General features: G+C 56.0%; 14 protein-coding genes and 2 riboswitches. Of the genes, 4 read left to right on the forward strand and 10 right to left on the reverse strand.

Annotated features, from left to right (window positions below; translation table 11 throughout):
- Positions 1 to 41 precede the first annotated feature (41 nt).
- Positions 42 to 2,717 carry an NAD-dependent DNA ligase LigA gene (gene ligA, locus BBCT_RS05380; protein ID WP_003834580.1) on the reverse strand — a complete coding sequence of 892 codons (2,676 nt, stop codon included), beginning with the start codon at positions 2,715 to 2,717 and terminating at the stop codon, positions 42 to 44.
- Positions 2,718 to 2,846: 129 nt separating this feature from the next.
- Positions 2,847 to 6,152, reverse strand: coding sequence for a tetratricopeptide repeat protein (locus BBCT_RS05385; RefSeq protein WP_172620116.1), 3,306 nt, complete (start codon positions 6,150 to 6,152; stop codon positions 2,847 to 2,849).
- A gap of 93 nt (positions 6,153 to 6,245) precedes the next feature.
- Here BBCT_RS05385 and BBCT_RS05390 point away from each other — a divergent pair, with 93 nt between their 5' ends.
- From BBCT_RS05390 to BBCT_RS05400, 3 genes are all read left to right on the forward strand, one after another.
- Entirely contained in the window at positions 6,246 to 8,465 is a 2,220-nt protein-coding gene (locus BBCT_RS05390) for a hypothetical protein (protein WP_003834576.1), read from the forward strand.
- Between the two features lie 138 nt (positions 8,466 to 8,603).
- Positions 8,604 to 10,265, forward strand: a complete 1,662-nt coding sequence (locus BBCT_RS05395) for an aryl-sulfate sulfotransferase (RefSeq protein WP_003834574.1) — start codon at positions 8,604 to 8,606, stop codon at positions 10,263 to 10,265.
- Between the two features lie 114 nt (positions 10,266 to 10,379).
- The gene (locus BBCT_RS05400) at positions 10,380 to 11,180 is read left to right on the forward strand and encodes an ATP-binding cassette domain-containing protein (protein WP_033513385.1); all 801 of its coding nucleotides are present in this window, start codon (positions 10,380 to 10,382) and stop codon (positions 11,178 to 11,180) included.
- Between the two features lie 70 nt (positions 11,181 to 11,250).
- Here the strand turns inward: BBCT_RS05400 and BBCT_RS05405 are convergent, their stop codons facing one another.
- From BBCT_RS05405 to BBCT_RS05415, 3 genes are all read right to left on the reverse strand, one after another.
- A complete protein-coding gene (locus BBCT_RS05405; protein WP_033513393.1) occupies positions 11,251 to 12,414 on the reverse strand; it encodes a pyridoxal phosphate-dependent aminotransferase in 1,164 nt (387 codons plus the stop codon).
- A 155-nt stretch (positions 12,415 to 12,569) separates the two neighbouring features.
- A complete protein-coding gene (ppgK, locus tag BBCT_RS05410; RefSeq protein WP_003834570.1) occupies positions 12,570 to 13,337 on the reverse strand; it encodes a polyphosphate--glucose phosphotransferase in 768 nt (255 codons plus the stop codon).
- Positions 13,338 to 13,580: 243 nt separating this feature from the next.
- Complete coding sequence (locus tag BBCT_RS05415) at positions 13,581 to 14,594, reverse strand: glycosyltransferase family 2 protein (protein ID WP_003834568.1); 1,014 nt, start codon at positions 14,592 to 14,594, stop codon at positions 13,581 to 13,583.
- A gap of 116 nt (positions 14,595 to 14,710) precedes the next feature.
- Positions 14,711 to 14,821: riboswitch (TPP riboswitch) on the forward strand.
- On the opposite strand from BBCT_RS05415, the gene tenA reads away from it, so the two are divergent.
- On the forward strand, positions 14,814 to 15,581 hold the full coding sequence (gene tenA, locus BBCT_RS05420) for a thiaminase II (protein ID WP_003834566.1): 768 nt from the start codon (positions 14,814 to 14,816) through the stop codon (positions 15,579 to 15,581). It overlaps the preceding riboswitch by 8 nt.
- A gap of 125 nt (positions 15,582 to 15,706) precedes the next feature.
- On the opposite strand, the gene BBCT_RS05425 is transcribed toward tenA, so the two are convergent.
- The 5 genes from BBCT_RS05425 to BBCT_RS05440 all read right to left on the reverse strand — a co-directional run bounded on the left by BBCT_RS05425 (position 15,707) and on the right by BBCT_RS05440 (position 23,258).
- The gene (locus BBCT_RS05425; protein WP_033513387.1) at positions 15,707 to 16,012 is read right to left on the reverse strand and encodes a YhbY family RNA-binding protein; all 306 of its coding nucleotides are present in this window, start codon (positions 16,010 to 16,012) and stop codon (positions 15,707 to 15,709) included.
- A 66-nt stretch (positions 16,013 to 16,078) separates the two neighbouring features.
- Entirely contained in the window at positions 16,079 to 16,210 is a 132-nt protein-coding gene (locus BBCT_RS09640) for a hypothetical protein (protein WP_003834562.1), read from the reverse strand.
- Positions 16,204 to 18,588: an energy-coupling factor transporter ATPase gene (locus BBCT_RS05430; RefSeq protein WP_003834560.1), complete on the reverse strand. Its 2,385-nt coding sequence runs from the start codon at positions 18,586 to 18,588 to the stop codon at positions 16,204 to 16,206. Before BBCT_RS05430 ends, BBCT_RS09640 begins: the two co-directional genes overlap by 7 nt.
- Positions 18,589 to 18,665: 77 nt before the next feature.
- Complete coding sequence (locus BBCT_RS05435; RefSeq protein ID WP_003834558.1) at positions 18,666 to 19,310, reverse strand: ECF transporter S component; 645 nt, start codon at positions 19,308 to 19,310, stop codon at positions 18,666 to 18,668.
- Positions 19,295 to 19,447, reverse strand: a riboswitch (FMN riboswitch). Its footprint overlaps the gene before it by 16 nt.
- 91 nt (positions 19,448 to 19,538) lie before the next feature.
- Positions 19,539 to 23,258 (reverse strand): DEAD/DEAH box helicase, encoded by a 3,720-nt coding sequence (locus tag BBCT_RS05440; protein WP_003834557.1) that lies wholly within the window; start codon positions 23,256 to 23,258, stop codon positions 19,539 to 19,541.
- Between the last annotated feature and the right edge of the window lie 78 nt (positions 23,259 to 23,336).

The raw sequence follows: 23,336 nt of genomic DNA on the forward strand, positions 1-23,336 counted from the left end.
GAGCTTTCTTGCGATTACGTTGCCAGTTTGACGTGCCGGTATCACACCGTTCCATTTTCCAGCAGTATTTTGAACTGGTCCTCGTTTAGCATGGGAACGCCTAATTCCTCTGCTTTGGCGGCTTTGGCACCGGCGTTTTCGCCAATGACCACCCAATCGGTTTTCTTGCTGACGGATCCTGAGGCTCTTCCACCGCGGGAGATAATCGCTTCTTTGGCGGAGTCACGCGAGAAGTCAATCAACGAACCGGTGACAACCACTGTTTTGCCTTCAAGCGTCTGCGGTAGTGTACTGATTTCAACCTGCTCCGCACCGACTCCAGCAGCCTTCCATGCTTCCAACACCGTGCCGCGCCAATCGCCTGGTTCCTTGGCCGATGCGAACCACGTGACTACCGATTCCGCGATTTCCGGACCGATGCCGTCTATCTGTGACAGTTCGTCCACACTGGCGCGTTCGATGGCGTCAAGCGATCCGAGCGTATTGGCGATAACACGTGCCGTAGGAGGACCGAGTCGCCTGATGGACAGGGCCACAAGCACACGCCATAAGTCGGCGTGGCGTGCCTTGTCAATTTCGTCAAGCATTTTCCTTGTGTTTTCCGCGGGACGTATATATACCGGCTGCACGCTGGATGCTCCGGAACGCGACACCTTGGTTTCCTCTCGGACCACCATGGCATCCTCAGGCACATCATATCCGGGATATTCCGCGGATTCATCGACTTCGTCCTTACGCTTTCTCGCCACTGTCGGAGTCGTCCAAAACGCCGGAACCTGATGCCACAGGCCTGATCCGCCGATACGTTTGCGTGTTTTTTTCGGTTTACCGTTCTTGCCGACGGTTTCGTGGATTTCGATGATTGGCGCTTCTCGCCATACGCGAACATCCTGCAAATCGGAGGATGTCAGCGAGAACAGACCGGCCTCGCTGGACAACACCGGCGTTTGCCGGGCCGGCAGTTCCAGCCCTTCCATCGGCTCGTACGGTTCTGGCTCCTGCCCCGGTGCCACCACGATTTCCGTGATGTTCGGCGCGTAGATCGCCACCGAATCGGGGCGATCCTCTTCCGGATTCGTCAACGCGATGGCCGATTGGTCACCCAGATGTTCGATATCGAACGCCTTTCTGGACGCCAGGTTGATGATGCGTTCGGTTAACTGTGCCGGGCAGGACTCCACGTTCGGGCAGCGGATGTCCTTGTCCCCCTCTTTGGCTGGAGCGAGTTGTGCCCCACAGCTCGGGCACTGCGAAGGCATCACGAAACGGCGCAGCTGGTCCTCACGTCCTTCCCTACGTTCCAATACTGGACCTACAAGTTCGGGAATCACATCGCCTGCCTTGCGCACCACAACGGTGTCGCCGATAAGCACGCCCTTACGTTCCACCTCGAACGGATTGTGCAAAGTGGTTCTCGATACCGTTGAACCCGCAACATATACGGGCTTCAGAATGGCTACCGGCGTCACGCGGCCGGTACGCCCCACTTGCACGGTGATGTCGAGCAACTCCGTGTTGACTTCCTCGGGCGGATACTTGTAGGCGATGGCCCAACGTGGCGCACGCGAGGTCGCGCCCAGCGACCGCTGCAACCCCAGATCGTCCACTTTCACGACGATGCCGTCGAGCGCATGCTCGATGTCACCGCGATGCTCGCCGTAGTAGTCGATCATGTCGAGGATTTGGCTGAATGTGGTGACTTCACGGTTGTGCGGAGAGACCGGTATGCCCCACTTCTTGTATAGCTCGTACGCCTCGGATTGGTTGTTGACGATATCGTGTCCGTCGCCGCGTTTGGCACCCCATTGGAGCGTGCCGATACCGTGCGCGTAGAAACTAAGCCTTCTGGTGGAGGTGATGCGCGGGTCTTTCTGACGCAGGCTTCCTGCGGCCGCGTTGCGCGGATTAGCGAAAGGCGCGCGTCCCGCATCCTCGCTTTCCCTGTTGAGCGTGTTGAAATCATCCCATCGCATGAAAACCTCACCGCGGATCTCCACAAATTCAGGAATATCCTCCTCTGGTCCGGCAAGATTCTGCGGAATGGTGGAGATGGTGCGCACATTGAGTGTGATATCTTCGCCAGTCACACCGTCGCCTCTGGTCAGACCCTGTTCAAGCACGCCATTACGATAGATGAGATTGAGCGCAAGCCCATCAATCTTCACTTCGCAGGTCATTGGCAGCGGCTTCGTATCCGACCAATCAAGGCCTCGGATGACACTGTCATACCATTCGCGTAATTCCTCAAGCGAAAAGACATCGTCAAGACTCATCATGCGTGACGGGTGACGCACCGATGCGAAATCGTTGGAGAAGGTGCCCCCAACACGATGCGTCGGCGATTGCGTAGAGTCGAGGGATGGAAACTGCGCCTCCAAAGCCTGTAGGCAGCGCATTCTCGCATCGTAGGCCGCATCAGACGAAACCGGCGCATCATCGATATAGTATGCAATCTGATCGGATTCCACCCATGCTGCCACTCGCGCCCACAATCGCGCCGCGGCTTCAGCACTCATCGACGAAACGTCAAGCCTGTCCAGTCGCATGGCGTCCGCATCAGTCGCCTGCAATGCGGCGATCCACCGTTCGCTTCCCGGCGCATATGAGGCGACTCCCCCATCTGCCGCCACGGGCGTCGACGTGCCCGCGGCACCGCCATCCGTTTCGGAAGCGTCAAAATCCCATGCGAGCTGTTCGGAATCGTCATGCCTTGTCATTGTCACTACCTTGTCAACGTTTTTCGATGTGCTTTCAGTACTGTCGGTCGGCGACACTTCAAACAGTATCGCACAAATGTTCGATTAACGTGCCGTCGACGCTGAATTATTCGCTCCGGATGGCGTCAGTCAGTTGTTCAACGATCTCAGGAACTGCATCTGCACCACGTCGGCCCCGTCTCGTTCCTCGTCATCCATTCTGGATGCGGCCACCGAAAGCGTTCTTGCCGGCACGAACATGCCCTCGTCCACGCAGACTCGCGCGGCCTTGCGCACCAAGGACGCAACCCGCGTGTTGGGCCATACCGGCAGTCCAGCCTGCGCAAGCACATGCATGGCTTCCGGAACATTGGTAGGCACTGGAATGCACTGCGATTGCGCGCGTCCGATTAATTCCTGAAGCTCACCTTCCAACATGGCGATACGCCCCGGAGCGATCTCTTCGCTCATGATATATGAGGCGGCCGCAATGTCGAAATGATCGCACATCCATTCCGCGTAGGCGAGCCTATAGTAAGCGAACGATGCATCCTCACGGTCGAGTGCGACATGCAACGCGTTGAGACATGCGGCTCTAGCCGGATCCCAATCCTCGGAGCGTGCCAACTGCACCGCCAGTTTAAGGTGTGAGAGCGGATAAGCAGGCGCGTATCGCACCATCGCGTTGAGATGCGGCAGCGCGGCCTTGACTCCTTTGACCTGTGCGAGCACGTCAGCTAGTTCCATATGCGCATAGAACAGGTTGTCAGGGATAAGCACGGTACGTTCGCCTTCCGTAGCAAACATACGGTTATAGATGACACGTTCCGCATACGAGTTGAAATACCGTGGCACGCCCGGATTCGAAACGAACAGCTGATCCATTCGTTCCAGCGCCGCTTCGGCCAATTCCACGCTCTGATCGATCTGCCCGGAAAACAGCAGATCCCTCGCCTTGATGCGCTCCGCATCGAGCTCGTCAGCCACGCGGAATGAGAAATCCGGCGTGTCCTTACCATCAATAAGAGCGCTCGTCACTTGCGGAGCCAGGGCCGTTAACTCAGGGTCGGAGATGGCATTGATGACGTCCATGGCCTGCTTCGCTTTGGCCACCGATTCCAGATGGGGGTCCTGCGCGATCCTATGGAATTCGCCAACCGCGCGCTGCAGCAGATCCACACGTTGGATGGACAGCCCTGACATGTCGCGGCAGCCAAACAGTTGCGCCGTATCATGGTCGAACGCGGCGTCAGAAAGCTCGGGCTCCTCCTGGCTCCCCGCCGGAGAGAAACGGCTGTCACGCAGGTCGAGTGCAGCATCCACCGGCTTCAACGCTCCAAGACCATCCACATCCATTTCCGCGCCGAACATGCGGTACGTGCCTGTCGGATCAGACAGTCCGCACTCACCCAACCGTTCCATGAACTCGCTTCTGGTAAAGGTGACCGTCACCAGATTGCGCACGGTTGGATTCTTGCGAAGCTGGCTCAACGGATCGTCGCCATCCCCGTCGAAATCGTTATAGCCGATCAGACCAGCATCAAGACCATCATGCGTGGAATGCTCGGAATCGCCCTCCTCGCCGGTGGACTCGTTTGAGGCTTCGTCAGGAACCGCAAACGCCATCTCGTCGAAGTCGATATCTTTCATCAGAGCCTCGAACTGGCTGTTCAGCGAATCGTCCGCATCATCGCCGTCACCGTCATCGGCACCCAAGTCAGCGGTTTTCGGCGTCACTGGCCGAGACGGATCCCCATGGAAATCGCCGTCCTTCGGATCGGCTTTGGATCCGGAAACGCCCATATCTCCGGTACGGATTCGTTCGAACGCGGCCAATGCCTCGCTCATCAGCTCGCTGATGGCGGAATCCTGCTCGGCCACGGCCTCCTCCAAACCAATCGAATCAATGTGCATCGATACGCGCTGGATGCCTGGATCGGCACCAAAACTCAACGCGGCCATCATCAGTCCGACACGCAGATTGTAGTCCGCGCTCATGCGAGCGCGTTCGGCGTCCGTCATGTCCGCCCATGCATGGCGTGTCGCATCGTATCTGGTGGACGGCATCATGGAAACGCCTGCGGAAGTAAAGCCGATCGCCATATTGCCGTCCTTGAGGCTGCATCGGAAATCCACGTCGAAACGGTATGGAAGGCGCATGCTGCGCAGCAGCCGAGACATTGTCTGGCGGTACACCCATTCCGAACCGCCTTCGCGGCCTAAGGCGACGCCATCCGTGCCGCCCTTCGTGTTTTCGGCAATGGAACGCCTGGTTTCCGAGGCGATGTCCACCAGACGCATGACGGCCTGCACGCCATCATCCTGCCGGGAGTCGAGGATTGCGCCGAATTCGTCATCCGGTTTCAATGCGATCAACGCCGGATTTTCCAGCAACGCCATGTCGATCTGCGCCGCTTCGGCTCGTGTCACGGTGTCTTCCGTGGGGAGCCTGCCGATACGGGCGTTGCGTTCCAACCATGAGCTGACTGCGGCGAAACGGTTGAGATTGCCTTCGATGTTCAGCGCACGCAACGATGCCGAGAACGGCAACGTGGAATCCCATGCGAAGAAGTAGCAGCCGGAATAACTGGACGTGTACAGATGTAGCGGTTCCGCACCATGTACGGCCTCAAGGCCTTGGTCTTTGTCGAGGGCACCGGCCTCGCGCATGAGGTCGGCGAAATAATCCTCGAGTCCGGAGGCACGCATGCCGTGCGAGCGGGCACTCATCGTGTCTCTGATGGATCGGCGGATCGCGCCCATCGGCGCTTCTCTGTTGAGCCTGCGGAAGATGTTGCCCGTGCCGAATCCTACGAGTAGTCCGTTCATTTGCGGCAGCATGTAGGCCGCGAAGAACGCGATGGCGATGGCGTCACGGTATTCTAGGTCGAATCGCATGGCTTCCGGCAGGTTGGCGCGCATCTGTTCAAGCGTGTAGCGGTTGCCGACCTTGAGCCAGGACGCGAGCCACATCATGCGTCCTCCGGGCATGCGCCCTACGACACCGCCTTGTGATGCGCGTACCATTTTTGGCGTGCCGTTCGCAGCATGACCGAATCGTGGGCCGTCCGGCAGAGTGAGGGTCTCCTCTTTGACGAAGATGAAGCGTGGGTCCAGTTCCTGCACGTCCATTTCAGGATCGGTGCCTGCGAAGACGCGCGCTTTGTTGTCGGCGAGCGCGATTTGTGCGAAGTGGTTGGTGTCGGTGAATAGGCCGATGGAGAAGGCTTTGCCTTGGGTTTGCGGTAGTTGTGCCCAGCCGAGTTGGAGTGTGTTTGGCACGCCTTCGAAACCTTTGATGATGCGTCGTTTGATGAGCGGGTTGAGTTTGATGGCGTTGCGGGTGAGTTCGCCGACGATGTCATCTGGCGTGTCAAGGGCTTTGCCGAAGGGGTTGGTATCGGTGGCGTTGTGGGGGTGTTTGTTGTGGTTGATGAGTTGTCGTACCCCTTGCATGGCGTGGTTGAGCATGGTCCGTCCTTGATGCGGATGGTGTGCTGATGGCGATGCTGGTGTGAGGTGTGACATGTGGGCCATTCTTTCAATTCAATGCGACATGCAGCCTTTAGAATAATATTTGTGGTTTTTTCGAAACAGCGTTTTCAGGCGCGTCATCGTGTGCGCGCAGCTATTGTAGCCGCTTTTGTTGTGGTGGTGTTGGTTGAGTGCGTGTTGTGTAATGTGCCTTTTTTCCGGTCGTTGGCGGCGTCGGGTGATTCGGCGGCTGCGTATAACACGTTGGGGCCAGGGCTTGAGCGTCGTGATGATGGGTTGTTGGAGGTTATTGATCCGACGCAGGCGTATTTGCAGGTGGCGGCGGATGGTTCATCGGATTATGTGCGTGTTGTTCCTGTTCCTGATGAGGTGCTGCAGGGGGCTGAGCAGCAGGGTGAGCGCGTGTTGCGTACGGTGCGTGTGCGTCCTGATGCTGATCGTAGGGCGTGTGAGCTTACTTCGGTGTCGTTGGATTCGTCTCGTTCGTTGTATGTGAGGGCTGCGGCTGGTCGTACGGTGCGTGTGCAGGTGGTGGAACCGAAGGGGTCTTTGATTCCGTTTGAGGCGGTGCGTGCGAATGTGCGTGTGCCTTTTTCGGTGAGTCCGCTGCGTGTGGCGTTGTTGGTGTTGGCGCTGGTGTTGGTGGCGTTGTGGCGCCCTGGTTCGCGTTTGTGGAAGGTGCCGTTGGATACGTCGAGTGTGCGCCAGCGCGTGGCGTTGGGTGTGTTGCTGGCGATTCCGGGGGTGGCGACCGCCGCGGTGGTGGTGTGGCAGTTGGTGTCTGCCGTACCGTTGAGCTTTCATACTGATGGCATGTATACGTATGATTACGATCAATATGATCATGTGGCTCGGGCGTTGCTTGATGGTCATGCGTGGCTTGATTTGGATGTGCCCCAGGGGTTGCGTGATGCGGATAATCCGTATGATGTGGCGACCCGTCAGCAGTTGCTTGCCGATGGCGTGAGCCCTGTGTATTGGGATTATGCGTTTTTCAATGGGCGTTGGTATTCGTATTTTGGTGTGGTGCCGGCGTTGCTGTTGTTTGTGCCGTATCGTGCGGTGACGTCGTTGTGGGTTGATGGTGGTCTGATGATGCCGTCGGGTGCCGCGGTGCCGTTGCTGATGTTTGGTTTTTTGGTGTTCGCATGCCTGTTGACGATTCGTGTGATCAAGCGTGTGCGTCCGCATGTTTCGGTGGCTGCGGTCAGCATGTTGTGCGTGTTTGTATTGTTGGCGTCGAATGCTTCGTATTTGTGGTATCGGACGAATTTCTATTCGGTGCCGATCGCAGCGTCTTTGTTGTTGAGCACGTTGGGCTTGTGGCTGTGGTTGGGGGCCGAACGTCCGTCCGCGGCCAACGCTGGCGAGGATGGCAAGGTGAATGCGGTCGGCTCGTTGTCGCTGCCTCGTTTGGCTGCCGGCTCGGTGTGCATTGCTGCGAATGTGGGTTGTCGTCCGTCGTTTGTGGTGGTGGCGTTCGCCGCGTTTCCGTTGTTCTGGCCGCAGATTCGTGCGATTGCCAAACAGTTGCGTGATGGCGTGTTCGCTTCTGGCGCGCATGGGCGCGCCTGCGCCATGTTGCATGCGTTGCGCGCGCCTTTGGCCGTGCTGGTGCCCGCATTGGTTGTAGTGGTGCCGTTGTTCGCCTATAACATGGTGCGTTTCTCCTCGCCATTCGATTTCGGTTCGTCATATCAGATAACGGTCACGGATATGACGAGCTACCATCAGTCGTGGTCGAATTTCATTTGGACGGTCGCATACTATCTGTTTTTGCCGTTGCGTTGGACGAATATGTTCCCGTTCCTTGCCGTCGACCCCACCCCATTGAAAGATTGGGGGTTCACGGAGGCGATGCCTGGAGGCCTGTTCGCCATGGCGCCTCTCGCATTGGCTTCGCTGGCATGCCCATTCCTACGCCGGCATATGCGCGCTCGTGGTCATACCGGTATGTGGCGTACACTGACGACGTTCCTGCTGTTGAGTTTGCTGATTGTGGCGCTTGACGCGCGCTTGGGTGGTCTTGGGTGGCGCTACATCGCCGATTTCGGTTGGCTGTTCGCCTTGGCTTCGTTGCCTCTGCTGCTCATTGCGTTGGATTGCGACCGTCCGCGGCTGTGCTGGCTGTTGCGCGTACTGGTGTTGGCGCTGCTGCTGTTCATGTTGGCGGTGACGGTGTTGTCGTTGTTCCTATATGGTCGCGACGACGAGCTGATACGCAATAATTCCGGTTTGTTCCATGACGTGCAGTCGTGGTTCACCCTGATATGAGGCACGGCGTTTTCAGGGTTATTTCAGGGTTTTATTACGGTTTGTCCAATAAAATCTCCGGTTTGTTCCGAGTTTTGCGAATAATAGTGGTGTCGTAACTGTTCGCTATGAGATGAACCCTTGTTGGAGACATCAGCTATGAAATCGCTTCCACTTCTGTCTAACCATCCTCGTGTTAGACGCTGGACCGCGGCCGTGGTAGCATCGGTCATCGCATTGGGCGTCTGTCTCGCCAGCTATGACAACGTCGATGCGGCCATCAGACAAAACAGGATCGAACGGCTGAACGCACGTATCGAGAATGTGTACACAGCCGACTATCAGAATATGGCCGACGACAAGCTCGAGCAGGAAAAAAGCAAGTCTGCCGCCACGGAAGATGACATGTTCGTCACTGAGGATCCGTACGGCACCAACACCACGTCGCTGTATGTGTATTTCACCACCGACGACTCGGTATCCGTATCCTATACCGTGCATGCGGACGGCTACGCGGATTTCACCCGTGACGCCTACCAGCAATCGCAATACAGCAAAACCCATGAATTCCAGATACTCGGCCTTATTCCCCGGGAAAAGAACACCATCACCATCACGTTGACCAACGCCGATGGCAAATCCCGTACGCATACCTTCGAACACAGGGGCACTTCCCTGCTTGGCAATGAGGAAGTACAGCTGGAGCAGACCGTCGTAGCTGATTCCGGAGAAGACTTGGGCGATGGCCTGTATGCCATACTCGGCAACGATTCCGACGAGCAGGACTTCATGTTCTATTATGATACGAACGGCGTGCTGCGCGGTGAGATTCCCGTGCTCTACTATCGTTCGCATCGTCTGCTGTTCGACGATGACGGGCTCATGTGGTTCTCCGCTTCCACGCACCACATGGCGGCGATGAACCGTCTCGGCAAGTTGGAGAAGATCTATGATCTTGGATCCGACTATATTCTGCACCACGATTACGCGATGGACGCCAATGGAGACATCGTGCTGTTGGCCACCGAAATGGGCCGCGACGACAATGCCGTGCAAGATCAGGTCATCAAGCTCAGCACTTCCACCGGCAGTGTGACCCGCTTGGTGGATTTCGGCGAACTGTTCGCCGACTATAAGGCCTCCACCACGCATGCGGGAACCGACGAGTCGGATTCGAGCGCCCAGAATCGTTGGGATTGGCTGCATTGCAACACCATCCAACTGTTGGATGATGGTTCCGCGTTATTCTCCGCACGCGAAACGTCCACCATCATCAAAGTGGATGATCTGGAATCAGATCCGACGGTCGACTACATGATCGGCGAGCCGTCCGTGTGGGCAGGCACCGATGAGGTCAGCAGTTTCCTAGCGAAAGACGGAGATTTTTCCGATACCGGCGGACAGCATTCCATCACATACGTCGCCGATGATTCGCTGCCTGACGGCCAGTATTACCTGTACATGTTCGACAATAATTTCGGCACTTCGCTGACGCGTCCTGATTTCGACTGGACGGTGATCGACGGTATCTCGACCGAACTGTCTTCTGACACGGCGAAGTCGCAGTATCGCAAATATCTGGTCGACGAGAATGCAGGCACGTATACGGAAGTGTCGTCGTTCGACGTGCCGTATTCGCCGTATGTCAGTTCCGCACAGGAATTGGACAACGGACAGATTCTCATCGATTCGGGCATGAAGGGCCTGTTCGGCCAGTACAACGAGGATGGCGATCTGTTGGTGCAGTTCAAGATGACGTTGAACAGCGCGTACATCTATCGCGTGTACAAGTACGATTTCTCGGGATTCTATTTCGACTGACGCGTAAGCGTTCGCGAATCTTGATGGGGCTGGAATCTGAACTCCTTTCGGGGGTTTGGGTTTCCGGCCTCGTTTCGTATGCGGCGGGTTCGGCGCGCCCGTACAATGGGCAGCATGGGTTTTTTCGATTCGTTGTTTTCATCCAAGCGTCCCGAGGGGGCGCGTGATGTCACGTTCACGCTTGACCAGGCCGGCCACACGTATGAGGATGGCAATATCGGTTTGAAGCCGACGTCGTTGACGATCACTCCGGAAAGCAAGCGTGTGGCCGTGATTGGGCTGAATGGTTCCGGTAAGACCACGTTATTGCAGTTGTTGGATGGCGCGTTGGCCGCGACGTCCGGTTCGGTACGCGTCGACGCGGATGGCGTTGCATACGACCCGTCGGCGAAGCGTGATCTGAAACGTATCGAATCGATGATTGGTCGTGTTCGCCGCGAGGAGATTCCGAACAGTTATTACAAGGCGGATTCCATTCGTGAGGCGATTGATGAGCCGTTGAAGAAGCATAAGGTGCCGGAAAGCGAACGTCAGGCGATTATCGGCAATCTGTTTGCGCATTTCGATTTGGCTGCGGTCGCGCGCGAGTCTGCTTCCGCGTTGGACAGCGAGAAGCGCCATCTGCTGGCGATTGCTTCCGCATTGAGCTTCTCTCCCGCAGCGATCGTTGCCGACGAGCCGACTAAGGGTTTGGATGAGGTGGCGTCCGCGCATGTGGCGAAAGCCTTGTTCAGTTACGACAAGCAAGTGGTGTTCGCCACGCATGACACGGAACTGATCACACGCGCGGAATATGCGATCGACCGCACACTGGTGGTCGACGACCATCAGGTGGTGTTCGACGGTGGCCCGCATGAGGCCGTCGCCTTTTACACAGATCTCATCCGAGCCAAATACGAGGCAGCCAAAGCCTGATTCATATTCCGATCGATTCGTATTGGCCGCTGTACCGTCATTGGCGTTAATTGCGGCACAGCGGCACGATTCAAGCGATCATTGTGTTGACGGTGTCAAGCACCACTTGCACATTATGCCGAAATTCGTCGGATTCCGGCAGCAGCGAAATCGCAAGATAGCCGTTCGAAGTCATATCAAAGAAGTAGCCGGGTTGGCCTGAAATTCCATGGCGTTCGATCATGGCCAATACCAGCTCGTTCTCGTCGAGTACGCTCGGCACGCGTAACAGCACGTTCCATCCACCCTCGGCACGCAATACGCTGACCATACCGTTTTTGTCGGCGTTCAGCATGGCATGCAATGCGGTGAGATTGGCTTGCACGCGGTTTTTTACGCGCGTAGTCTGAGCTGGAGCCTCCTGCAGCATGAGGGGAATCTGTTTGGCGATGATTTCGCTCATCGGCAGATAGTCGTCGGCGATCACGTCGAGCCTGCGCCTGGCTTCTTCCACCTCTCCTGCCGGGCCGGATACTTGGATCCAACCGACTTTGGCGTGCGGCGCGGCCAACGTTTTCGAAAACCCGTCCAACGCGAAGGTCAATGCACCTTTCTCTCCCGCAAGACGCGCGTTGCCGTCGAATGGTTCCAGATCGTAGTCGTAGAACACCTCGTCGGCGATGATGGCCACCTCATGGTCGTGGCAAAGCCGCACGATGGCTTCACGTTCCGACGGTTTGACATATGAACCAGTCGGATTATTGGGGTTAATGAGTACCAGTGCGCGGATACATTCGCCTTCTTCACTTTCAAGTGCTTCGCGCAGTTCGGCCACATCGATGTACCAAGATCCGTCGAATCGCTGCTGGTATTCGATCATGTCGACACATTCGAGTCGTGCGATCGATTCGATGAGAGGATAGCCGGGTTTCGGCGCGAGCACAGCATCGCCGGCGTCGCACAGGAGTTTGATCAGCCACGAGTATGCTTCGGACGTTGAGCTCAGTATGTACAGGTCTTCGACGGCAACATCATTGCCTCGCCCTTGAAGGAATGCGGCCAACGCTTCGCGCGCATACCGTTGGCCGTGTGGCTCAGCGCCATATATGTCTGGCAGAAGTTCCGGCGCGAGCGCATGCTTGGTTGGATTGGAGTCGTTGAGTTTGCCGAGCGTGATGCCGCTTGTTTTGGCTTCCGCTTCCGCTTTGGCGATGGGATTGGGCTCGCTGATATCGACTCTGGAGGAAAAACGCATGGTCTCCACCATACTCCTTGGGTTGCGCAAGTCGTTACGTCAAGCAAGATGGTATGCCTTCGCTTCACAAATGTTGACGGTATAAGCGAGAGCCGCCCGACGAATCGGACGGCTCTCGCTTATACGAAAGTTGGGAACCTTAATGGTTCACGGCATCACTTCTGCTTGGTGCTTGCGTAGTACGCGGCACCGATGATGCCAGCCTCATTGTGCAACTTGGCTGCAACGATCGGGGTCTTGATGTCGATGTACGGCAGGAACTTCTCAGACACACGAGACACGCCGCCGCCGACGACGAACAGCTGCGGATCCAAGTAGAACTCCATCAGGGAATAGTACTTGGTCAGTCGCTTGGCCCACTTCTTGTAGCCCATATCAAGCTTTTCACGGATAGAGGATGCCGCGTACTTTTCGGCGTCGCCCTTGCCTTTGAGCAGTTCCAGGTGGCCAAGCTCGGTGTTCGGGATGAGTTCGCCGTTGAAAATCAGCGCCGTGCCGATACCGGTACCCAGCGTGGTTGCCACGACCAGACCATCCTGGCCCTTGGCCGCGCCGAACTGCTGCTCGGCAAGGCCTGCCGCGTCAGCGTCGTTCACCACGGTGACTGGACGTCCGCAGGCTTCGGAGAACACTTCTGTGACGTCCACGCCAACCCAAGACTGGTCTAGGTTGGCCATGTAGCCGAGCTTCTCGCCCACGTGGATCGGCGCCGGGAAAGCGATGCCAACCGGAGCGGATTCGGGAACCTCGAAATGCTCGAGCTGCTGGCGAACGATTTCACCGACGGCCTTCGGAGTGGAAACTTCCGGAGTAAGAATCTTCAGACGCGGTTCGGCAAACTCGCCCTTTTCGAGGTTAACCGGGGCTGCCTTAATGCCGGAGCCTCCAATGTCAACGCCAAACGCCTGTGCAGTTTCAATCATCTTCGACCTCTCCTATCAAGGTACATAGTGGGTGTTATCGAACCGGTAAGCGCCATAGTAACTCGCCCCATGCCCCAAAACGCGCCGAAAAAGCATAAATGGTGAATACGATTGCATAATTTTTCGCAATGAAATGATTCATTCTGCAACTTTTTTCTGCAAACGATTCGCCCCATGTCAACTCAACGCATCGGCATGGGGCGAATCGTAAGAAGATGACCGTCTGAAGACGGCGCAACCGCATCACTTGAGCGGCGGCATCGGCTTCCAATCCGGATCATGCAGCAGCTTGCGTGAATCCCACCAACCCTTGGCTATCTGCACCAAGCCGGTCTTCACATGCTCTCGGTCCACCATCACCAGACGGATGACTTCCTTGGCGGCGGTCAGCAGCGTACCCAGACCGAACATCAGCGGACGGTAATCGCCGAACGCCATGAAATAGCGCGCCATGTAGCCTCGGTTACGCATGATGTGGTAACGGTTCATGTCAGAGGTGGAGTTGAGCTGGCGCACGCCGGCGATATCCCAATTGCCGATTTCACGAGTGCGGCGCAGGATCACGTCGGGCACCACAATCGGGTTGGTGACTTTGCTGGCGCGGTAGCCGTACATCGTGTCGTCCCAGTAGATGAAGAAACGCGGATCCGGCAAGCCGATCTGTTCGACGATGTTGCGGCGGAACAGACCCCCCTCGAAGCACAGGGTGTCCATCACGCGGTAGCCGGGGCGTCCGAATGCGGCCGGAGCGATCGGATTGGGGATGCCGAGGGAAATGATGAAATCGTATTGCCAGTAGAACGGGCCGCCGTCATAGTCGTATCGGCTGCCTTGGATCACATCATGGCTGCCGGTCCACTTGGCAAGTCGTTCGATGGCTTCGGGCATCACGGCCACATCGTCGTCCATCACCCAGAACCATTCGGATCCCAGCTCATATGCCTTCTTCACACCTGCGGAGAATCCGCCTGCGCCGCCGAGGTTGTCGGATTGAGGCGCATACACCACGCGACTTTCGTTGCCCGATTGGTCGGCGATGGTATTGCCCCACTGCGCGGTGACCGCTTCACGGAAATCGTCGACCATGCCTTGGGTCGCATCGCTGTGCTCGTTGTCAACGACGACGATACGCCATGGTGCCACAGTGAGTTTTTCGATGGATTCGAACAGGGTGGCGAGCAGCTGCTGACGCTTGTATGTCACCACGACGATAGCCAGCTTTTCGATGGTGTTCTTCGCAACTTGCTTTTCAGTCATACGTTCTATTCTTGCACTCGCCCTCAACCGAACATCGCCTGTGTTCGCATCATGCGGCACGATTCCATTCGGCGGACAGGCTCTTGCACATTTCGGACGGCTTTGCCATAATATACGGCGTAATGCAGGGGAACCCGTGTTTGTCGGGTTGAGATAGGCCAAGTGAGGCCTGAACCCTTTGAACCTGATGGTTAATACCAGCGTAGGGAGGCATGTCTAATGACTGCTGTGACATCAACAACCAATTTCGATTATGAGTTCGACGCCGCCAAAGGCATCCAACGCAACAATCTTCCTCCGTTCGCGCAGCGCATGCGCAAGGCTGCTGACCTGGTTTGGGAGGAAGGCTACCAGCAGCCGTTCATCCGCGAGCTTGGTGAAGGCACACTGCAACGCGAGCGTTTCGCCTTCTATCTGCTGCAGGATTTTCGTTATGTGAACGATTACGCCAGAGTGCACGCTTTGGGATTAGCCAAGGCCACCGACCCTGAAATCATGGCGTTCATGCTCAAGGTGCAGAACGGCGCCCTGCAGGTCGAGACCGAAGTACACCGCTCCTACTTGGCCAGCTATGGCATCACCGAAGAGCAGATGAACAATGTGCGCCAGTCGGCCTTCGCGCGTGCCTACACGTCGAATATCCTTTCCATCGCCTATGGCAAGGATATTCTCGACATTCTTGTGGCCGTGCTGCCGTGCGCCTGGGTGTATGCGGATTATGGTTACCGTCTTGCCGCCGAGTTTGCCGACACGCTTGACGACAATCCGTACAAAAGTTGGGTCGACATGTATAAGACCGACGAATTCTGGCAGGATTCCGTGTGGCTGCTCGAACATATCGAGAAACTGGTAGCCGACGCGAGCGAGGAGCGCAAGCGCGAGCTGATTGACATTTTCGTGACCGGCGTGGAGAACGAGTACATGTTCTGGGCCAGCGCGTACGACATGCAGTACACGTGGAAGCCCGAATGGAATCAGGAGCGCTGACACCGCTCCATCGCATGTTTTCCTGACTTCCGATTGTTTATTCTCATTGCAATAGGGCGGGTGCCTTCTGATTGGTTTTCAGAAAGCACCCGCCCTGTTATGTTTGGTCGCGTCAGTTTCCCGCTTTATTCGCGTACGAGACGAATATGCTCCACGTCATCGCGATAGGAGCGGCGATAGAGCACGAAACGGTTGCCGATAACCTGTACGAGTTCCGCGTTCAGTTCTTCGGCCAGCCCCTCGCCCGCTTCCTTGGCAGTCAGTCCGGATCCGTCGAGCACGGAGCATTTGATAAGCTCACGCTTTTCAATGGTCTCGTCCGCCTGCTTGATAGCGGTTTCGCTCAAATCGTTCTTGCCGACCTGGATGAGCGGATTGAGCTTGGTAGCCAGGCCACGCAGCTGCTTGACCTGCTTCTTGGTTAATGCCATAACTTGTTCCATTCCTATTTATGATGCTTGCTCAAGAGTAGCGTGAGGGCAGTAAAATCTTGCATATCACTCCCCCGCGCCTTTGATGGCGTTCACACCGTCTTCGATGTTCTTGCGCGTGTTCAGACGTGCTTCTTCGGCGGTTTCGCTTTCCAATGCGATCAGTGGAGCGCCATGCCCATCCGAAATGCTCAGCATAGTCCAGCGATCAGGGTCAATGCGGCAATGTACGACACACTCACACCGACTACGGCGATGTCATGTTTGGCGATCCGCATGATTCGCCAGTGCGTGCGCATGATGCCTTCCTCGTAACATCGTGCGTCGAGTGCGAGGCTGAGATTATCGGCATGACGTATCGCTCCTGCGAATACCGGAATGATAATGGCGGTTATCGCTTTGATCCGCTGTACGAATGTTCCTGTTTCAATGCTGCCGCCTCGGGCTGATTGCGCATCCACAATGGCTTTCGCTTCGCTTCCTAACGTGGGCAGGAACCGCAATGCGAGGCTCATCACCAACGCGATCTCCTGCGCATGGATGCCGAATTTTGCGAAAGGTTTGAGCAACGCTTCGAATGCGTCGGTAATGGCCGTGGGAGTGGTCGTGGCAAGGAATACCGCTCCGACGATAATGACCGCAACGAATCTGCAGGCGTACAGTATAGCGATACGCACACCGTCGTCGGTGATTGGAATCGGTCCGATGTTCGTAAGAACATTGCCGGATCGTACGAAGAACACATTGAGCAGTCCGCAGAACACGAACAATGCAAGGAACATGCGAATCGATTTGAACAGTTGTTTCACGCCGATGCCTGATGTCGCAACGATCATGCCGGTCAACAGTGCGGCCACCAGTAACTGCCAGAAGGAGCGGATGGCGAATGCGGAGAACATGACCGCCAACGCGCTCACCATCTTCACGCGCGGGTCAAGCCGTTCCATAAAACTGCGGTTTTCACGGACGTCTCCCTTTGCATGTCCGGAGCCAAGCGTGTGCAGATTCTTCGAACCTGCCGTTTCGGAAGTGACATTGGTTCCGATATCTCGAGTGACGTCATTACCGTTTTGTCTACGATCAAGTGCGATCACCCGATCGGCGAGCACATCGATTTCCGTTTGCGAATGGGAAATGATGAGTATGGTGATGCCTTGTGCGTGGAGGGTTTGAATGAGATTGTGCACGCAGGTTGTGGCTGCCTCGTCAAGCCCCGCGGTCGGCTCGTCCATAATAAGGATCTGCGGTTGGCATGCGATAATGCCCGCTATGGCGGCAAGTCGTTGTTGTCCGCCGGAAAGATCGAATGGCGAACGATCGGCAAGATGTTCGATATGCAGCAGCGTCATGGCTTGATTGACGCGTTCGGATACTTGCGTTTCGTCAAGATGTTGGTTGCGTGGTCCGTAGGCGATATCCTCGGCTACGGTTTCAGCGAAAAGCTGACGTTCGGGATGTTGCATGACATAGCCGACGGTGGCGCGCAGTTTCTCGCGGTCCGCACGCTTGAGCGACTGCATATTGCCGTTGGCGCGTTGACGTGCGACGGGAATGGTATTGATGGTAATGTTGCCGGATTGCGGCTGGTCCAGCGCGCAGAGAAGACGCGCGAGGGTGGTTTTGCCTGCACCGTTATGCCCTGTGATGGCCACGGTTTCACCCTTATTGATGGTTATGGAAAGCTTATCAAGCACAGGCTTGCTACTGTTTGGATATTGGTATATCAGATTACGGATTTCAATGATTGGTACAGCTGATGTTGGCTTCGATGCACCATTTGCAATATTGGATTTGGCAATTGGATTGTCTTCTTGCGCTGTGTCTGATTCGTCCATTTCCGGAATACTTGCAGTATTACCGCGAGCGCTTTGCACGATACGCCCGTTATCCAGGCGAATGATGCGGTCGGCATTGACGAATTCGTCACGATGGTGGGTGACGAGAATGATGGTTGTGCCGTACTGCTGCAATTCGTCAAGAATATGCATGATGTCGGCACGGCCTTGCGGATCGAGCATGGCGGTAGGCTCGTCGAGCACGAGGATTTCGGGACTCATGGCAAGCATGCCGGCGATGGCGACGCGCTGCTGTTGGCCTCCGCTCATTCGCGTGGGATCGGCTTCTCGTTGTCCGCTCATGTCGACTGCGTCAAGTGACATGGCGATGCGCATATCGATATCATCATGCGCAATGGCGAGGTTTTCCGGACCGAAGGCAACATCATCCTCGGTGATGGTGGTGACGATCTGATCTTCCGGATGTTGGAAAACCGCCCCGATACCATGCCGGGCGCTGCGGTAAGCATCAGCGTGCGCGCCGGCGTCATCGAATACGTTGTTTCCCAACAGCGTGGCATGTCCGGCATCGGGTGCGGCAAGTCCTGCGATGATGCGTGAAAGTGTGGATTTGCCCGATCCGTTTGGTCCTGCCAAGCATACACGTTCGCCTTGGCGGATGGTCAGGTTCACGCCGTCGAGCGCCCAGGTCGCGCCGGAGTCATATGTGAAACGAATATCACGTAATTCGACCGCAATGGTGTTCGTGTCGCTGTCAGGGTTCATGGAATCGTCTTTCATAAACGGAAGGAACCTTCCATACGTCGAAAGGTTCCTTCCTATTCATCAATATGCGGAATCGATATGGTGAACGAGGCTCAGCGGTTCAACAGGTTGGAGATCGGCTTGTAGATCAGGAAGGTGACCACGCCATGGATGGTGAATTTCAACGCGTTGAACGGCAGAAGCGCCGGCACGATTAATGCCACGACCTGTGCGGTGGTCATGTGCGCGTAGAACGGTGTGACGATTATATTGCCCACAATCGCCATCGCCAAGGCTGCGATCGCACCGACGATGATGCCGATGACCGCGCCTTTGCGGGTCTTGTTCCTGCGATAGATCAGTGCTGCCGGCACGGATAATGCCAAAGCCACGAGCACGGCCATAAGCGTGCCCCATGGGTTGGTAAACAGGTGCGGCAGGAAACCAAGCACGCTGACGATTACCGCCGCCGCTGGCCCGTAGGCGAAACCTGCCACCAGGCTGACAATGCCGGATGGATCATATTTCAGCCATTCCACGCCTGGCACAATGGGAAATTCCACAAAGCTGACGGCCATCGACAGCGCCACGAACAGCGCATACATGGCGATGCGTTTGGTGGACCAGCGTCCAGAGTCAGCCACGCCTGTGGAATGCGCGTTGTCAGGGCGCGTCACGCTTTCGCTGGCGATTTCGGCGTCGTTGTTTTGGGTATTGTTCGGTGAGGATACACTCATGTTGAGCCCCGTTTCTTCCATCCGGACTTTGACCGTTGGCTCCGGATTCTCACCGGATCAGCCGCTTTCGCGGGTCGCGGGCTTCGGCATGGGACTGTTATGAACGTCAGTCGTACCGTTACCGCCAGTAAGGATTTTCACCTTCCCTGAAACTTGCAAGACAATATATACGCCCACCATGCGATATTCGCAAACCTGTGTTCCGTTTTTATCTTGCGCTTTGGAACGCAAGATTCCTCCGACCGCACGTCACGACAACAGGCCGAGCAGGTCGTCCTTGCTGAGTGTGCCGACGCCTCCGGATGCGGTGCCGTCGGTGAACTGCTGGGCGAGTTCGCTTTTCTTTTCCTGAAGTTTGAGAATGCGTTCCTCGATGGTGTCTTTGGCTACGATTTGGTACACGTTCACATCCTGCGTCTGGCCGATACGATGTGCACGGTCGGTGGCCTGGTTCTGTGCGGCGGCGTTCCACCAAGGGTCGGCGTGTACCACTACGGATGCGCCCACAAGGTTCAGTCCTGTGTTGCCCGCCTTGAGCGAGATGAGAAATACGGGAATATCGTTGCCGTTGAATTCGTCCACCAGTTCCACACGACGTTTCTTCGGTGTCTCGCCGGTGATGGTGTAGAAGTCCACGCCATGTTCAGCCAAACGTGTACCAATCAGGTCAAGGAATGAAGTGAACTGCGAGAATACGAGCACTTTCTTGCCTTCGTCCATGCACGTGGATACGAGTTCGCAAATGGCGTCAAGTTTGGCGGAAGCGTTTTTCGCATCCGCATAGACGAGTCTCGGATCGCAGCAGATTTCGCGTAGCAACGTGAATTCGGCAAGAATGCGGATTTTCTTGGTATTGAAGTCGGCATCCTTGGTTTTGGTAAGGGTGGCGCGCAACCGTTGTTCGTGTGCCGCATAGAGTTTGCGCTGTTCGCCTTCCAATTTGACGGTGAGCACGTTTTCGAACTTGTCAGGCAAATCGGTAAGCACGTCTTTTTTCAGACGTCGTTTAATGAACAGTCCAACCAAAGCCTGCAGTTTGTCAGCCATGACGGAATGTTCCGGACCGGGTGCCATGATCGGCTGTTCGTATTTTTCTCGGAACTTCGTGTAGGTTCCGAGCAATCCGGGCATGAGGAAGTCGAATATGCTCCACAGTTCGCTCAACCGGTTTTCGATGGGCGTTCCGGTTAACGCGAACCGGTGTTCGGCGGTGATTTGCTTAACGGCTTTGGCTAGTTTGGTGGCATGGTTTTTGATGTATTGAGCTTCGTCAAGTGCCATTAATGCGAATCGGCAGTCGGCATAATCATCCACATCTCGACGCAGCAAATCATAAGAGGTGATCACCACATCGGTTTGCTGCGTTTCGTTGGTTGCAGGCGAATTGTTCCATTGCTGCGCCACGGTTGCGATGAGTTTGCGACGTTGTGCTTTCGTGCCTGCCACGACTTCGATGGTGAGATCCTGCGTGAACTTCTCGCATTCGGCGGCCCAGTTGTATACCAGGGATGCCGGGCAGACAATCAACGCTGGGCCGCTCCCCTTGCGAGCTTCCACCAGTGACAGCAATTGCACGGATTTACCCAAACCCATTTCGTCGGCGAGAATGCCACCGAAGCCTTTGTCCCACAAGGTGGAAAGCCATTGGAAGCCTTCCACTTGGTATGGGCGCAGTACGTTTTTGAGCTTGCTGGGCACTTCGTATCGTTTCGGGTCGATGATTTTCACATCGTTGACATAGTCGACGAACGATTCGCTTTTGCCATCGTCATCAACTTGAGCATCCAAGAGGAACGCCTGATATCCGGGAATGGTGATTCTTCCGGAATCAAGCTGTTGCTCATCAAGGTCAAGATCTGTGGCAATCTGATCAAGTTCATGCAGATCAGCTTTCTTCAGATCAACGAACGTACCGTCCCTGAAGCGATGGTAGCGGCGGTTCCTGCGGTAGGAATTCAGCAACGCACCGACCTCGTTCATCGGCACTTCGTTGGCTATCGGCGAAATCTCAACCAGATTCGAGTCGATGGACAGTCCGACCTTCACGGTAGGACTGCTTGGCATCATCATGCCGTCGAACGCGGCCGTGGAGAACACCTGCCCGACCGAACGCAAGATATCCACGCCTTCGGTGAGCAAGAGCAGAATCGTCTGTTCGTCTTCCTCACGAACCCGCGCCACGTCAATGGAACTCCATGTCGGGAAAAGCTGGCGAACCACCTGCACCGCGAATGATTCGCGAGCCGTATCTCGTTTGATGAGCGCCGCTTTCGACCGCGAATCCGGATTAATCACGCCTCGTAGTGCTTTAGCGGTCGGCACCAACTGAAACACGAAATCGCCGTATCGTGCCACAGCCTCACAGGTGATGCCCTGCAGATCACGGTCCAAGTAGAATTCGATCTGGCAGTCGACTCCCATCCGTTCGGCGACTTCCTGCGGAATATCGAAACCAATGCCCGCTTCGGTAAGTTTTGGCAGTATTGTTCGTGCGAACATGGGCCAGTCGTTTTCCGCGATGAACACACCATCGCTAACGTTCGACGCGCACAATGTCATCAACGCGTCCACTGCGGGAAGGATGCTGTCGGCGCAACGGAAGAGTCCGCTCACTGGCATCATATGGGAATCCGTCGGAGTGCCGTTATGTTCGGCACTCATGAGGTACACGCCCCGCTGCCCAACAATCCGATCCGTGATGGTACGGTTCGACGTGATACGCACGCCCGACGAAGCGCCTTCCTTCACATATTCGGCGATGAACCGAAATTGCGGATTGCCATCGAATATGGCGATAGTATGCGATCTGGACTCCCCTGGCGTGGCCACTTCGACATAGCCCGGAGCGGCGTCATCCGTATGGACGAAATCATCCGGAGTGAGCTGCCGCGCCCTCTCACGCCCCTCATGCTTGGGAGCTGCCAGCGGCCCACGTGCTATCAGCACGTCTTCGATGTAGTCCTGTTGCGGTTCCGCTTCGAACAGGTTCAGCAGATCGCACAATTCCCCATCGGTAAGCATGATTTCACGTTCGATACGCACGTCTGGCGCGTAATAGTAGTTGTTCTGCAGCTGTGCAGCGACACGTGATCCAACAACACCTTGCAGGAATCGGAACAGCTGCAGCGAGAACGGTTCGAGCATGTCCGGAGTGTGGGTGAACGAGAGTTTCTGCCCGTATGACACGCATGCCCCATTGTGCATGTCGGCTACGAATTTGGAAATGCTTTTGATGATATAACTTGCGTCGCCGCAGCCGATTTTCAACGTCAGGCTCCACAGCTCACGGTTCATGATCAGCGTGGGCTTCAGACATACGCTTCCCGGTTTCACCATGATGGAACCGCTCTTGCGTTTTGTTTTCGTGGCCCCTTGCGTAATGACGCCTCGTTGTTCGTCGGCGAGACGGCTTTTCGCGTCGACGATGCGCTTGAGCACGTCAAGCTGCGCGCTTTGACCGGTATTGTCATTCTTCGCATCCAGCGCACGCATGTAGTCGGATAGGATATGCGAGGTCACGCCACTTCGCTTGAATCCGCGGAACCGTTCGGGCTGGTCAAGAAACAGCAGCAGCATTGCGGCGACATGCTTGCACATGCCCGTATAGCGGCGTCCCCCAGCCGGCTCCGAATCGAACTCGTCATCGTCCTGCACATGACCGAACGTCGATCCTGAACCGAAATCATCATAATCGTCGACATAATCGTATTCATCGTCATCATCGTCGAAACTGCGATAATTTGGATTGTTGCGGTAACTAGGCGAATATGCCGACGAATACGTGCCATAACCATGCTGCGAACCGTTGAACGCCGGGCAGGAACAATACCTGGCCAAGAAAAGCTCATCATGCAAATCGAGCGTGGCCTGCACTTCGTATCGGCTGGACGGTGAGGTGGTGCCCCGCATATTGGCATGCAGGGTGATGCGATCGGAATCGGAGTCGTTCAGGCAATGCAGATCCGACATTTTCGCACGCCACTGGTTGGCGATTCCACGGGCACGCTGCAATACAGGCTGACTGCATTCGCTGCGTAGTTCGTCAGA

This window comes from Bifidobacterium catenulatum DSM 16992 = JCM 1194 = LMG 11043, from assembly GCF_001025195.1.
Classification (GTDB): Bacteria; Actinomycetota; Actinomycetes; order Actinomycetales; family Bifidobacteriaceae; genus Bifidobacterium; species Bifidobacterium catenulatum.